The organism is Streptomyces sp. NPDC058051 (genome assembly GCF_042885475.1).
GTDB lineage: Bacteria > Actinomycetota > Actinomycetes > Streptomycetales > Streptomycetaceae > Streptomyces.
Genome location: NZ_JBHVRW010000008.1, coordinates 124922 through 139258, shown reverse-complemented (window position 1 = coordinate 139258; position 14337 = coordinate 124922). Strand labels below are relative to the sequence as shown.

At 69.7% G+C, this 14337-nt stretch carries 13 protein-coding genes; 6 read left to right on the top strand and 7 right to left on the bottom strand.

All coding sequences use genetic code 11. The features are described 5' to 3' along the window. Window positions 1-37: 37 nt before the first annotated feature. Window positions 38-556, bottom strand: a complete 519-nt coding sequence (locus tag ACFVUT_RS15735) for a hypothetical protein (RefSeq protein ID WP_389650166.1) — start codon at window positions 554-556, stop codon at window positions 38-40. A 125-nt stretch (window positions 557-681) separates the two neighbouring features. Here ACFVUT_RS15735 and ACFVUT_RS15730 point away from each other — a divergent pair, with 125 nt between their 5' ends. Further along, window positions 682-879 carry a zf-HC2 domain-containing protein gene (locus ACFVUT_RS15730; protein WP_389650169.1) on the top strand — a complete coding sequence of 66 codons (198 nt, stop codon included), beginning with the start codon at window positions 682-684 and terminating at the stop codon, window positions 877-879. Here ACFVUT_RS15730 and ACFVUT_RS15725 read toward each other — a convergent pair. From ACFVUT_RS15725 to ACFVUT_RS15705, 5 genes are all read right to left on the bottom strand, one after another. Further along, window positions 813-1382 (bottom strand): sigma-70 family RNA polymerase sigma factor, encoded by a 570-nt coding sequence (locus tag ACFVUT_RS15725; RefSeq protein WP_389650171.1) that lies wholly within the window; start codon window positions 1380-1382, stop codon window positions 813-815. The two genes, ACFVUT_RS15730 and ACFVUT_RS15725, sit on opposite strands and share 67 nt — an antisense overlap. A gap of 259 nt (window positions 1383-1641) precedes the next feature. Next, window positions 1642-3090, bottom strand: a complete 1449-nt coding sequence (locus ACFVUT_RS15720; protein ID WP_389650174.1) for an amino acid permease — start codon at window positions 3088-3090, stop codon at window positions 1642-1644. Window positions 3091-3198: 108 nt separating this feature from the next. Further along, a complete protein-coding gene (locus ACFVUT_RS15715) occupies window positions 3199-3660 on the bottom strand; it encodes a universal stress protein (RefSeq protein WP_389650177.1) in 462 nt (153 codons plus the stop codon). 387 nt (window positions 3661-4047) lie between these two features. Next, window positions 4048-4290, bottom strand: a complete 243-nt coding sequence (locus ACFVUT_RS15710) for a hypothetical protein (RefSeq protein WP_389650180.1) — start codon at window positions 4288-4290, stop codon at window positions 4048-4050. A 175-nt stretch (window positions 4291-4465) separates the two neighbouring features. Beyond that, window positions 4466-5233 (bottom strand): hypothetical protein, encoded by a 768-nt coding sequence (locus ACFVUT_RS15705; RefSeq protein ID WP_389650182.1) that lies wholly within the window; start codon window positions 5231-5233, stop codon window positions 4466-4468. A 1570-nt stretch (window positions 5234-6803) separates the two neighbouring features. Here ACFVUT_RS15705 and ACFVUT_RS15700 point away from each other — a divergent pair. Both ACFVUT_RS15700 and ACFVUT_RS15695 read left to right on the top strand, forming a co-directional pair. After that, window positions 6804-7622, top strand: a complete 819-nt coding sequence (locus tag ACFVUT_RS15700) for an SAM-dependent methyltransferase (RefSeq protein WP_389650457.1) — start codon at window positions 6804-6806, stop codon at window positions 7620-7622. Beyond that, complete coding sequence (locus ACFVUT_RS15695) at window positions 7619-9793, top strand: putative bifunctional diguanylate cyclase/phosphodiesterase (RefSeq protein ID WP_389650185.1); 2175 nt, start codon at window positions 7619-7621, stop codon at window positions 9791-9793. The genes ACFVUT_RS15700 and ACFVUT_RS15695 overlap by 4 nt, the downstream gene beginning before the upstream one ends. 42 nt (window positions 9794-9835) lie before the next feature. Here the strand turns inward: ACFVUT_RS15695 and ACFVUT_RS15690 are convergent, their stop codons facing one another. Next, window positions 9836-10747, bottom strand: coding sequence for a LysR family transcriptional regulator (locus ACFVUT_RS15690; RefSeq protein WP_389650188.1), 912 nt, complete (start codon window positions 10745-10747; stop codon window positions 9836-9838). 94 nt (window positions 10748-10841) lie between these two features. Between ACFVUT_RS15690 and ACFVUT_RS15685 the strand changes: the two genes are divergently transcribed. From ACFVUT_RS15685 to ACFVUT_RS15675, 3 genes are read left to right on the top strand one after another with little or no spacing between them, the layout of a single operon-like run. Beyond that, window positions 10842-11549: a succinate dehydrogenase gene (locus ACFVUT_RS15685; RefSeq protein WP_389650191.1), complete on the top strand. Its 708-nt coding sequence runs from the start codon at window positions 10842-10844 to the stop codon at window positions 11547-11549. A 1-nt stretch (window position 11550) separates the two neighbouring features. Continuing rightward, complete coding sequence (locus ACFVUT_RS15680) at window positions 11551-13500, top strand: fumarate reductase/succinate dehydrogenase flavoprotein subunit (RefSeq protein WP_389650194.1); 1950 nt, start codon at window positions 11551-11553, stop codon at window positions 13498-13500. Next, complete coding sequence (locus tag ACFVUT_RS15675) at window positions 13497-14243, top strand: succinate dehydrogenase/fumarate reductase iron-sulfur subunit (protein WP_389650197.1); 747 nt, start codon at window positions 13497-13499, stop codon at window positions 14241-14243. Before ACFVUT_RS15680 ends, ACFVUT_RS15675 begins: the two co-directional genes overlap by 4 nt. Window positions 14244-14337 lie beyond the last annotated feature (94 nt).

Here is a 14337-nt window from a genome sequence, read left to right as displayed (position 1 = left end):
CGGACGGGCGCGGCGGCACCACCCCGTCGAGCGGCGGTCAGTGCAGATGGATCGCCAGATGCCCCAGAGGCAGCCCCAACTGCCAGGCAGGCGTCCAGACCTGGGCCGCATCCCGCGTGTCCGCCTCGCCGGCCATCGTTTCCCACGGCGGCGGACCGATCGCGTCGAGATCGGCCGCGAGCAGCTCGGTCTCCTCCAGCCACTGCCAGGCCGCACGGGCCAGCGCCGTATCGCAGTCCGTACCGCCCGCCCCGGGCCCCGGGGCCGCCTCCAGCGCGGCGAGCCGGTCGCAGACCCAGCCGCGCCAGGCCGCACCGTACGCCGTCAGCAGCCGCAGCTCGTCCATCCGGGCCGCGGGCAGCGCGTCGGGCACCGTGCCGTCCGAGAGGAAGACGGTGAGCGCGAGCGCGTCCCGCCCCGCGCGGTACTCCAGCGTGCACGGCTCCATCAGATCGCCGGTCCGCAGCAACTCGTCGGCGATGTACTCGGCGTACATCCAGGCCATCGGGACCAGCAGCCCGCCCCCACTGGTTCCGTCCTGACGTTCCGGGTGCATCCCGTCTCGCCTCTTTCTCTTCTCGGCACCGGGCTTCACGCAGCATTGAACCGGGGGAGCGCGCCCCGCGTGGCCAGAAGGGCAGGATCCGTCACCACCGGATCCGTCCACGACACGAGGATGCGATGACCGCCGATCCCGGCCAGGGCCCGCATGTACGGCACGCGCTCGGCGCCTATGTGCTCGACGCCCTCACGGCCGACGAGAACCGCCGCGTCGCCGCCCACCTGCGGTCCTGCGACCGCTGCGCCGCCGACTACATGGAGGTTGCCGGAGTGGTGTCGCTGCTCGCGCTGCTCAGGGAGGAGGACCTGCTGGAATAGCCGGGCAGGTGCCGGGAGAGCTGACGCAGCGCGTAGTACGACCGGGACTTGACCGTGCCCGCCGGAATACCGAGTGCCCGGGCCGTCTCGCCCACGCTGAGGCCGCGGAAGTAGATCTGCACGAGGACGGCACGGTGCTCCGGGCTGAGGGTGCGTACCGCATCGCGTACGTCGAGCGCGAGGACGGTGGACTCCGCGGTGTTCTCCTCGCCCGCCGCGGCCTCCAGCACGACGTCACTGACCTCGGCCGGCCGGGCCAGCCGGGAGCGGCGCGCGTCGATCGCGAGACGTCGCGCGACGGTGAAGAGCCAGGGCCTCATCGACGCGTACGGGGCGTCGAACGCCTCCGGATGCTGCCAGGCCCGCACCAGCGTCTCCTGGAGCAGGTCCTCGGCCCGCTGCTGGTCGCCGAAGGTCAGCCCGAGCAGGAAGTGGAGCAGAGCGGGGCCGTGCTCCCGCTGGAGATCCGCCAGGGCCCGCTCATCGGTCCTCGTGGTGGTCATCGTGAACGCCCTTCCCCGCAGTGGCCCTGCCGCTTCGCTGCCGACTGGCGTATACGAACGCATCGGGGCCCGGAGGAACAGGAGACGGGCGGCCCCGTGCGACGAGCGGTCGCTCAGTGCGGCGAATGGTGCGGTGAACGGTCGGGCGGCGGCCTGCGGGGCGTTCCTCGTACGGGGCGGACGGTGGTCGACACGGCGTTCTCCGTACGGAGCGGTGCGGCGGGCGCTGCGGTGCCGCGGTGCCCGCACCGCCCTCGGATCAGTCCGTGTCCGCTGCCGTGCCCGTCCCCGGTGTCTTCGCCATCTCCGACTTCCGGTACGAGTAACCGAAATAGATCACCAGGCCGACCAGGAACCACACCACGAACCGCACCCACGTCTGCCACTGCAGAAAGGTGATCAGCCAGAGGGAGAACACCACACCGAGGGCCGGCACGAACGGCATGCCCGGGGTGCGGAACACGCGCGGCAGGTCGGGCCGCTTGTAACGCAGCACGATCACCGCGACGCACACCACCACGAACGCCAGCAGAATGCCGATGTTCGTCAGCTCGGCCGCCTCGCCGATCGGCAGGAAACCGGCGATGACGGCCGACGCGGCGCCGACGATCCAGGTCACCCGGGTCGGCACGTGCCGGGTCGGGTGGGTCTTCGCGAACCACTTCGGCAGCAGCCCGTCGCGGCTCATCGAGAACCACACCCGGGTCACGCCGAGCATGAAGGTGAACATCACGGTGAGAATGCCGATGATCGCGCCCACGGCGATCACATCCGCGAGTCTGCTGAGCCCGACCGACTTGAAGGCCGTGGAGAATCCGGACTCCGGGTCGATGTCCTGGTAGCTCTGCATCCCTGTCAGCACCAGGCACGCCGCCACATAGAGCACCATGGAGATGGCGAGGGAGTACAGGATCGCCTTCGGCATGTGCCGCTGGGCATCCTTCGATTCCTCGGCCGCCGTCGACATGGCGTCGTATCCGAACACCGCGAAGAACACCGTGGCAGCACCGGTGAAGGCGCCGCTCACCCCGAACGGGAAGAAGGGGTGGTAGTTCCCGGTGTCGATGTGGAACACGCCGACGCCGATGACCAGGAGGACGACCAGGACCTTCAGCACGACCACGATCGTCTCGAAGCGCGCCGCGTTCCTGATGCCGAGGGTCAGGAGGTACGCCACCAGCAGACAGAGCAGCGAGGCGAACAGGTCCACCCGGTGACCCGACCCGGTGCCGGGCGCGCCCAGCATCCACTTCGGCACGTCGAGCCCCATCTCGCCGAGCAGGAAGCTGAAGTACCCGGAGATGCCGATCGCGACCACGGCCACGATCGCCGTGTACTCCAGCAGCAGGTCCCAGCCGATGAACCAGCCCACCAGCTCTCCGAGCACCGCGTAGCCATAGGTGTAGGCGGAGCCGGCTTTCGGGATCAGGCCCGCGAACTCCGCGTAGCTGAACGCGGCCGCCGCGCTCGCCACCCCCGCGATCAGGAAGGAGAGCAGCACCGCGGGGCCCGCGGTGCCGTTCGCCACCGTGCCGGCGAGGGTGAAGATACCGGCGCCGATGATGCCGCCCACGCCGATCGCGGTGAGCTGCCACAGCCCGAGCGTTCTGGTGAGCTGCGTGCCGCCCTCTCCCGCCGGCCCCTTCTCGTCGATCTGCTCGATCGGCTTGCGGCGCAGCACACCCTCGCCCACGCGGAGCCTTGCCATGAGTCACCTCTCCACTGACGGCTGTCCCTGACGGGCGCTCATGACGGCCCGGGTCGAGCCGGTACGAAAGACGTGTGCCGCCCGGAGCAGGTGAGGATTCCGCGCCGGTTACGGGACCACGGTGACGGGCCAGCGTCCCGCCTTCACCAGCCGGACCGCCACCGATCCGATGAAACGGTGGCCGGCCGACTCCGACGCCCCCACCACGACCGCATCGGCCTTCAGTTCGTCCGCAGCCGTCACGAGCCCGTTGTAGGGATCACCGCGGAAGGTGTGGAACTCCCAGCGCACATTCCATATGTCCTTCATCCGCTCCGTGGCCTCCTGGATCTCGTTCACCAGGCCCTCCGCGACCTCTCCGGTCGTGTCGGCGACCGGCGCACCGAGCGCGGCGCCGGCGGGGATCACCGACTGGACGTAGACGAGGGCGAGCATGGCCCCCTGACGGCGGGCGAGTCCCGCCGCGTACGCCGCGGCACGCATGGAGGAATCGGACCCGTCGATACCCGCGACAATCACGCGTGGGCCATCTGTGCCACGTTCGAACTGGTGGGGCTTTTGGTCTGTCACGGCAGTGAGGCTATCCGCTCCCGGCGCAGTGCCCTGCCCGGGCTGCCGCAAGGCCCCGGCAGGGGCTGTCGCCGGGCGGTTCGGGGGCTGTCCGACGGAGGTCGGGCGATGTCGCCGCGGCCGGCCGGGGAGGGCCGAGGGAGAAGTCGGCTCCGTTCTGCATCCACGCCGTACCGGTGAGCAGCACCAGGGCGAGGGCGCCCCACGGCACGCGCCCGGCCCGTTGGACACGCCAGTGGTCCCGGTCCATGGTTCTCCCTTCGTCGCGACGAAGGGAACGCTAGGCGCAGGGAGCCCGAGCGGCGATCAGGGAAGGGCGATCGGGTGGCGCGGGCCCGGTACGCCCGTCGCCCCGAGCCTGTCGCAGGACTCGGGGCGACGGGCGTATCAGGCCGCACTGCCCTGCTCTCGGTGCGGGCGGCCTCCAGAGCCTGTCGTGGTGGTTGTGGAGCACCCCCGGGCGGCCAGGACGTCCTGGCTCCCCGGCGCGATCACCGACGGAGTGACGGTGTATCCGGTCGCGGAGGACGCGCCTCCCGACGTCCCGGCGCACGCGGTCGCGGCCGGAGAGGTCAGCGGGAGAACGGCGGCGCCGAGCAGGGCGACGGGTGCGACACCTATTGCGCGCATGGGTGAATCCTCCGGTTCCCGAGGAGCAGTTGCGGAATGGATTTCCACAGGGCGTCAGGAATGCGCCTCGACGCCCCGAACGCTAGAAGTCGCGTATATCGCCCGCGATCGGGGTGCGCCGCCCGGGGCACCGGGTTCCCCCGAGCGGTGCAGCGGTCGGCACCCGGGTGGGCCGCTATCCGCCCGCCCCACCGGGGAACAGGTCGAGGAACGGTGCCGCGGTGGCCGAGAGGCCCCGGCCGAAGGGGGAATCGAAGTCCCAGATCAGGAAGAGCAGAAAGGCGATCAGCACGCTGAAGAGCCCGGCCAGCAGCAGTTCGCGGAAGCTTCTGCGGATCTGCAACGTGAAGATCAGCCCGATGGTCACGAGTGCGCCGGTGATCAGGCCGAACCAGACCACGCCGGGCATGGTCGCGCCGGCGCTCTGTCCGCGTCCGCTGCGCGCGTCATCGGCTGCGGCGACCTGGTCGACCAGTGGCTGATACGCCTGTCCTTCGTGATCATTCTTCGGCCGGTAGTCGGTGACATCGGCGCGCACCTTGCCGAGGAGCCGGGCCCCTTCGTCGGTGAGCGAGCCGTGCTCGGTCATCGACCGCCACTCGTCGTGGACCACGTGCTGGACGTAGGCGTCGACGTCGGCGCGGATGCGCGTACGCACCTCGGCCGGGTAGACGGAGGAGCGGGCGTTCACCTCGTGCAGCGCCTGGGCCTCCTGGCGTACGTACTCCTGGGCGGCGCTGCGGCCCTCCCAGACGCCCGCGATGGCGAGGCCCAGCACGATCGCGTAGACCACGCCGATCATCATCGTCATGTATTCGATGACGTCAGGGGTCTCGGACGGGTCGTCATCCTCTGCGATCCGGCGGTTGCTGAGTACGGCGATGGTCAGGACGACGGCACTTGCCGCGGTCATGGCGAGGGTGAGAACAAGCCATTCCGACATGGGTTCCTCCGGAGGTCATCGGGAGCGGGGGCGCAACACGGCGACGGCGAACACCGCGGGGGCTGTGATCAGCAGGGTGAGGGTGACCAGGGAGGTTCCGTGCCGTGGGACCTTGCGCGGTGGCTTGCGGTAGGCCGGGAGCGCCACGGGCCGGGGTGCGGGATGCGTGGGGCGTACGGAGGGTGAGGGGGAAGGCGAGGGAGACGGGGGCGGTGGCACGGGCGCCGGCTTTGGACGCGGCGGGGCGGGCGACGGTGGCGGCGGCGGCGGAGGAGGGGGAGGAGGAGGGGGAGGAGGAGGGGGTGGTGAAGGTGGTGGTGGAGGCGGCGGTGATGGCCGGGGAGGCGGGGTCGGCTCGGGCGCCGGGCCCGCGTGGCAGTGACCGTCGCCCGACACGGCGACCGCCGAACTCCCGCTGTCCTCACCGATGGAGGCGTATGCGCAGTTGTCCGCCATCGCGGTTGCCGGGGCGGTCAGCAGCCAGAGGAGTGCGGCGACCGCGGTGAGCCGCGCTATGAGTGATCCGTACACGACGGGGAGCATGTTCCGGCCGCTCGCGGGGCACGCCGGGGGCGGGCCGGATTCCCCTGAAGGTGGGGACATGGGGCGTCAGGTGTTTGCGGCTCGGGGAAATTCTGCGCACGCGTTGCACAAAGAGCGATGGCTGCCCTGCACCCGGGGCCGTGCGTGACGCGACGCCGAGTCACCACCGGTCGGCGACGCGGGATCGGTGGGTGGATACGGATCGGTCGGCGCCTTGGGATCGGACGGCGGATACGGACCGTACAGCGGATACGGGTTCGGCTCGGCACGGGCGGGAACGACACGGCCGAGCCGTCTGCTATTCGGTAACTTGCCCTTGTTGGGCGGTCGTTGTACCGCAATGCCGCCGATACCGACCCTGGCGACCTCAATCGACAGAGGTCGGGAGACATGCGGTTCGTGGTCTCATGGGAGGGTGAAAGCCGCGGTGGTCGCCGACAGTCCGGCCGCCGTCGAACCGGCGGAATGCGTGGGCTTTCCGTCCGCAAGGACCCGAAATCCGAGGACATCGGCGTGGACGAGCGGCATGACGGGCCATTGGTTCACGAAGGGCATCGCACGGCCGCTGAAGCGGGCCCGCGCAACTGCCTGCCTCTTGGAACGGCCGCTCTTTGCCCCGTTGGCAATGAGCGGCGTCAAAGGCGTTACCACCATGGGTTTCATCACCGTTCATCGACCGGACGGAATCAGGCGACAAGGGGACGGCTGCCGGCCGGTCCCTGTCTTCTCCGGCGGACGCGAAGCGCGGAGGCGCCAACAGCCGGGTGACGGCGGCCGGGTACGCGGCGGTCTCCGGCGCCGACCTGTCCGGCAGCCCCGCGCAGCCCCCGCCACGCTCCTCCGAGGCCGGTTCGACGCTGAATGTCACAGGCAGCGACGGATCCGTTGCACATGCCATTGGTGTGTGACCAATAACGGACGGGTAATCTCCGTTTCCGCTCGCTCTCCTGGCGGTCGATCAGTAGCCTCTGGACATCACTGACCATGAACATGGCCGGATCACCGTGGCGACTTGTTGGAGACATTGATGGAGCGTCCCGCCTGGGCACCGCAAGGCATAGACATTTCGGTGCCGAGCGTGTCTCGCATGTACGACTTCTATCTGGGCGGATCGCACAATTTCGAGGTCGACCGGGAAGCGGCTCGCAAGGCCATGGAGTTCATGCCGGGACTCCCCAAGATCATGCAGGCGAATCGCGCCTTTATGCGCCGGGCCGTGCGCCATGCGGTGAGCGAGGGGATCACCCAGTTTCTGGACATCGGTTCCGGAATACCGACTTTCGGTAATGTGCACGAAGTCGCGCAGGCGGCCGACCCCGAGGCCCGGGTGGCGTACGTCGATCACGACCCCGTCGCGGTCGCGCACAGCCGGGCCGTACTCGAAGGAAACGACCGGGCGGCGATCGCCGCCGCGGACCTGCGGCATCCGCTGGAGATCGTGAAGAACCCGGTGGTCTCCGAACTTCTCGACCTGGACCGGCCGGTGGCGCTGCTGCTCGTCGCCGTGCTGCACTTCGTCGAGGACTCCGACGACCCGCACGCCGCGGTCGCCGAGCTGCGCGACGCGCTCGCCCCCGGCAGCCTCGTCGTCGTCACCCACGCCTCGTACGAGGGCATTCCGCTGACCAGGGAGGAGGCAGGCGGTACGGTCGGCGTCTACCGGAACATCCGCAACCCGCTCGTCATGCGGTCGCGCGACGAGGTCGCCCGCTTCTTCGAGGGGTACGAGATGATCGAGCCGGGACTCGTGTCGATGCCCGACTGGCGCCCCGACACGCCGCACGCGGCGGAGCACGAGGACCCCTTCGCCTTTTCCGGCTTCGCCGGAGTGGGACGCAAGGCGTGAGCATTCCCGCCCAGCCGTCCGGAGCGCCCGACACGGAGCCCGACGGCCCCGAGGACCGGCTCCGGAGATTCGCCACGATCTGGAGCCGGGCCATCTTCCCCTCGACGGCCACCTCCCTCACGCGCACGGAGTTCGAACAGCATCTGCTGCCGCTGGCCCGTGAGCTGAGCGACATCCTGCACGCGCGGCCCTTCGACCCGGCGTCCGCGGGCCAGGTGGGCGTCGCCCTCGTCGCCGCGCACTGCACGGACCCGGATGCGCTCAGCAGCACGCTCGGCGTCATCGACTCGTACCTCGTGCTCTACTGCGGGGGCAATGGCGTGACGGCGCTGTCGACCGAGGAGAGCCGGGCCCGCTGCGCCCGGATGCAGCACGCCCTCGCGGGCGGCTTCACCCAGGCACTGCGCGAGCGGACCCTCGCCGAACAGGAGGCGATCGCGCGCTCGGCGCTCAGCGCCCGTTCGGACGCCGAACAGGCTCTGCACGCCACCGAGCAGCGCTTCCGCGCCGTCTTCAAGGACGCGGCGATCGGCATCGGGATCGCCGACCTGGACGGCAACGTGCTGGAGATCAACGACACCCTCACCCGGATGTTCGGCGGGCTCGAACACCATGTGCGCAGCCACAAGGTCAACGAGTGGGTCCACCCCGAGGACTCGCCGCACGTCTGGAAGTACTACAACGAGCTGGTACGCGGCGAACGCGAGCACTACCGGGTGGAGAAGCCGTTCTACCGCAACGACGGCACGGTGCTGTGGACCAACCTGACGGTGTCGCTGTTGCGCGACTCCGAGGGCAGGCCCGAGTACCAGCTGGCGCTGATGGAGGACACCACGGAGCGCCGGCTGCTCAACCTCCGGCTGCGGTACGAGGCCACGCACGACGCGCTCACCGGTCTGCCCAACCGGACGCTCTTCTTCGAGCGGCTGGAGAAGGCACTCGGCGCCGACGACGGCAGCCGTTTCGGCCTGTGCTATCTCGACCTCGACGGCTTCAAGGCGATCAACGACAGTCTCGGCCACGCGTCGGGGGACAGGCTGCTGGTCGAGGTGGCCGACCGGCTGCAGAGCTGTGCGACCGCGCCCGGTGAGATGGTGGCGCGGCTCGGCGGCGACGAATTCGTCGCGCTGACGACCGGACCCGACACCCAGAAGGAGGTCGCCGAGCTGGCCTGCCGCATCCTCGGCGTGCTGGGAACGCCGATCCGGCTGGAGGGCCGCGAGCTGACCGTGCGCGGCTCCATCGGCATTGTCGAGGGGCCCGCCGGCGAACGCAACGCCGCCGAGGTGCTGCGCAGCGCCGACATCACGATGTACCGGGCCAAGTCAGCGGGCGGCAACCGTTTCGAGCTCGCCGACGCCGAGGCCGATGCCCGCGCCATCACCCGGCACGGACTGACCACCGCGCTGCCCGCCGCCCTGGAGCGCGGCGAGTTCTTCATCGAGTACCAGCCGCTCGTGCACCTGGGCGACGGCACGGTGCACGGTGCGGAGGCGCTGGTGCGCTGGTGCCATCCGCAGCACGGGGTGCTCGGTCCCGACCGGTTCATCCCGCTCGCCGAGCACACCGGACTGATCGTGCCGCTCGGCCGCTGGGTGCTGGAGGAGTCGGTGCGCCAGGCCAACGTCTGGCAGGAGCGGCACAGCGACGGAGGCCCGCTGCGGATCAACGTCAACCTCTCGCCGACCCAGTTGCACCACCCTCGGCTCGTCGCCGAGACGGTCGACGTCCTGGAACGGTCGGGGCTGGAGCCGAGGGCGCTCTGCCTGGAGGTCACCGAGTCCGCGCTGATCGGCGCGGACGACGATGTGCTCAAACCGTTGCGGCAACTGTCGGAGATGGGCGTCGACATAGCGCTGGACGACTTCGGCACGGGGTACTCGAACCTGGCCAATCTGCGTCGGCTGCCGGTGAGCGTGCTCAAACTGGACCGTTCCTTCACGCGGGGCATGCAGCAGCATCCGGCGGACCCGGTCGATCTGAAGATCGTCGAGGGCATCGTCTCGCTCGCGCACAGCCTGGACCTCGCGGTCACGGTGGAGGGCGTGGAGACCGGGGCCCAGGCGGAGCAGCTGCGGGAGATCGGCTGCGACACGGCGCAGGGGTGGTACTACGCCCGGCCCGGCGCGCCGGACCGGATCCACTCACTTCTGCTGGCCGACGCGGTGTGAGCGGGGTGTGAGGGCGGGCGGGGCCGGCCGGCCGCCGTCTCCTCAGCCGCCGGACGGGCTCGACGAGCCCGTCCGGCTGGCGAGCACCACCTTCTGCAGTTCGCGTGCGGCGCGCGGTGGCGCCACATCGCTGCGGTGCGCGAGGGCGATGGTCCGCCGCAGACCGGGGCGGGCCAGCGGTGTGGTCCGCAGGTCGTGGCCGGCGCGGACGGCCACCATGCTGGGCACCACCGCGATCCCGAGCCCCGCCCGGACGAAGCCGAGCACCGCGTCCATCTCCCCGCCCTCCACCGTGAACGAGGGTTCGAAACCCTCCGCCCGGCAGGCGGCGACCGTCAGTTCGCGCAGGTCGTAACCGTGCCGGAACATCACCAGGGACTCCCCCTGAAGGTCCGCGATCCGTACGCTCCCGCCGCGGCCGGGCCGCGGCGCGCGCGCCGACGACACCACCACCAGATCCTCCTGGAGCAGCTCGACCGTGGTCAGTGAGGGAGACGCCGCGGGCAGGGGCAGTACGACCAGGGCCAGATCGAGCGCGCCGCGCGCCAACTCCCGTACGAGGTCGAGGGAGCCGCCCTCCTCCAGCAACAGCTGGATCCCCGGGTGCCGGTCGTGGAAGGCGCGCAGTACATCGGGGAGCAGACCCGTGCAGAGACTGGGCGTGGCGCCGAGCCGGACGCGGCCGCGGCGCAGCTGAGCCAGCTCCTGCACCTCGTGCCGCGCGGTGTCGGCGTCCGCGAGGATGCGGCGCGCCAGCGGCAGCAGGGCCTCGCCCGCGTCGGTGAGGGTGATGTTGCCCCGGGCCCGGCTGAACAGCTCCGCGCCCAGCTCGTTCTCCAGCGCCCTGATCTGCTGGGAGAGCGAGGGCTGCGAGACGTGCACCTCCTCGGCGGCCCGTGTGAAGTGACGGGTTTCGGCCACGGCCACGAAGTATGTGAGCTGCTGGAACTGCATACGACCAGCATAGTGCCACGATAGTCGGTGCCTATGAAGATGAGGCGTTCCATGTCTTGGACTGATGGGGTCTTTCGGCCCTAGCGTCGTGTCCATGGCATTGGCAACACGGACGGACCGACGGCCGTCCATGACGCGCACGCTCTGGGACTCCTCCGTCGGCAAGAAGACGATCATGGCCGTGAGTGGCCTGATCATGCTCCTCTACTTGGTTGTCCACATGATCGGCAACCTGAAGATCTTCTTCGGGTCCGGCGAGTTCAACCACTACGCGCACTGGCTGCGGACCATGGGCGAGCCCTTCCTGCACTACGAGTGGGCGCTGTGGATCGTCCGCGTCGTGCTCGTCGCCGCCGTGGTGCTTCATGCCACCTCCGCGTACCAGCTGAGCCGCCGCGACCTCAGGGCACGTCCTGCCCAGTACGTCCACAAGAAGGCGCGTGCCGGCTATGCCACCCGCACCATGCGCTGGGGCGGGATCATCCTCGCCCTGTTCATCGTCTGGCACATCCTCGACCTGACGACGGGCACCGTGCACTCCGGCGGATTCCAGTCCGGTCACCCGTACCAGAACGTCGTCGACACCTTCTCCACCTGGTACGGCAACACCATCTACATCGTCGCCATGCTCGCCCTCGGACTCCACGTCCAGCACGGCTTCTGGAGCGCCGCCCAGACCCTCGGCGCGGGGAACGCGACCAGGGACCGCGCCCTCAAGACCGTCGCCAACGTCCTCGCCCTGGTGCTGACGGTGGGATTCGTCTCCGTACCCGTCGCCGTCATGACAGGAGTCGTGAGCTGACATGACCGACTACTCGCATTACGAGACGGGTGCGCCCGTCGCCGACACCAAGGCCCCCGAGGGCCCCGTGGCCGAGCGCTGGGACACCCGCCGCTTCCAGGCCAAGCTGGTCAACCCGGCCAACCGCCGCAAGCACACCGTCATCGTCGTCGGCACCGGCCTCGCCGGCGGTTCGGCCGGTGCGACACTCGCCGAACAGGGCTACCACGTCGTCCAGTTCTGCTTCCAGGACTCGCCCCGCCGCGCCCACTCCGTCGCCGCGCAGGGCGGCATCAACGCCGCGAAGAACTACCGCAACGACGGCGACTCGATCCACCGGCTCTTCTACGACACGGTCAAGGGCGGCGACTTCCGCGCCCGTGAGTCCAACGTCCACCGGCTCGCCCAGATCTCCGTCGAGATCATCGACCAGTGCGTCGCCCAGGGCGTCCCCTTCGCCCGCGAGTACGGCGGCCTTCTCGACAACCGCTCCTTCGGTGGCGTCCAGGTCTCCCGCACGTTCTACGCCCGCGGCCAGACAGGACAGCAACTCCTGCTCGGTGCCTACCAGGCGCTCTCCCGGCAGATCGCCGCGGGCAACGTCGAACTGCACGCGCGTACGGAGATGCTCGACCTGATCGTCGTCGACGGCAAGGCCCGCGGCATCGTCGCCCGCGATCTGATCACCGGGAAGATCGACACGTACTTCGCCGACGCGGTGGTCCTGGCCAGCGGGGGCTACGGCAACGTCTTCTACCTGTCGACGAACGCCATGAACTCCAACGCCACCGCCATCTGGCGCGCACACCGCCGCGGCGCCCACTTCGCCAACCCGTGCTTCACCCAGATCCACCCCACCTGCATTCCGCGCACCGGCGACCACCAGTCCAAGCTGACGCTGATGAGCGAGTCGCTGCGCAACGACGGCCGGATCTGGGTACCGAAGGCCAAGGGCGACAACCGCCCCGCGAACGACATTCCCGAGGACGAGCGCGACTACTACCTGGAGCGCATCTACCCCGCCTTCGGCAACCTCGTCCCCCGGGACATCGCCTCCCGCGCCGCGAAGAACGTCTGCGACGAGGGACGCGGCGTCGGCCCCGGCGGCCAGGGCGTCTACCTGGACTTCGCCGAGGCCATCCAGCGGATGGGCCGGGCCAAGGTCGAGGAGAAGTACGGCAACCTCTTCGACATGTACGCGCGGATCACCGCGGAGAACCCGTACGAGACCCCGATGCGGATCTATCCCGCCGTGCACTACACGATGGGCGGACTCTGGGTCGACTACGACCTCCAGACCACCGTCCCCGGCCTCTTCGCCATCGGCGAGGCCAACTTCTCCGACCACGGTGCGAACCGGCTGGGCGCCTCCGCACTGATGCAGGGACTGGCGGACGGCTACTTCGTCCTGCCGTCGACCATCAACGACTACCTGGCCCGCAACCCGCACCACGACGAGGTCGACGCCTCGCATCCCGCCGTGGAAGAGGTCGTCGCGGACACCGAGGACCGGCTGAACCTGCTGCTCTCCGTCGACGGCGACCGTACCCCCGACTCCTTCCACCGCGAGATCGGTGAACTCATGTGGGAGTACTGCGGAATGGCCCGCACCGAGGAGGGGCTGCGCAAGGCGCTCGACCGGATCCCGCAGATCCGCGAGGAGTTCTGGCGCCGCGTCAAGGTGCCCGGTACCGGCGAGGAGTTCAACCAGTCGCTGGAGAAGGCCAACCGCGTCGTCGACTACCTGGAGCTCGCCGAGCTCATGTGCCTCGACGCCCTGCACCGCACCGAGTCCTGCGGAGGGCACTTCCGCGAGGAGTCACAGACCCCGGACGGCGAAGCCGCCCGCCGGGACGAGGAGTTCACCTACGCCGCCGCCTGGGAGTTCTCCGGCACCGGCGAGGCCCCCGTCCTGCACAAGGAAGACCTCGTCTTCGAGTACGTCCACCCCACTCAGCGGAGCTACGCATGAAGCTCACCCTGCGCGTCTGGCGCCAGAAGAACGCCGACGCCCCCGGCGCCATGTCCACCTACCAGGTGGACGGCATCTCGCAGGACATGTCGTTCCTGGAAATGCTCGACACCCTCAACGAGGAACTCATCCTGGCAGGTGACGACCCCGTCGCCTTCGACCACGACTGCCGGGAAGGCATCTGCGGCGCCTGCAGCCTCGTCATCAACGGCGACGCCCACGGCCCCGAGCGCACCACCACCTGCCAGCTCCACATGCGGTCCTTCGAGGACGGCGACACGATCGACATCGAACCGTGGCGCGCCTCCGCCTTCCCGGTCGTCAAGGACCTGGTCGTGGACCGCTCGGCCTTCGACCGGATCATCCAGGCGGGCGGCTACATCTCCGCCCCGACCGGCACCGCCCCCGAGGCGCACGCCACGCCGGTACCCAAGCCGGACGCCGACTTCGCCTTCGAGCACGCCGAGTGCATCGGCTGCGGCGCCTGCGTCGCGGCCTGTCCCAACGGCTCCGCGATGCTCTTCACGTCGGCGAAGATCAACCACCTCAACGTCCTGCCGCAGGGTGCGCCCGAGCGTGAGACCCGGGTGCTCGACATGGTCGCCCAGATGGACGGCGAGGGCTTCGGCGGCTGCACCCTCACCGGGGAGTGCGCCACCGCCTGCCCGAAGGGCATCCCGCTGCCGTCGATCTCGGCCATGAACAAGGAGTGGCTGCGGGCGACCCGGAAGGTTCATCGCTGAGGACTGCGGCGCGGAAGCCTCCAGTGGGCCGGGCGAGCCGACCCGGCTGCGCGCTCAGTCACAGCGCCCACTGCCGGGAGACGGCGCTGGTCCC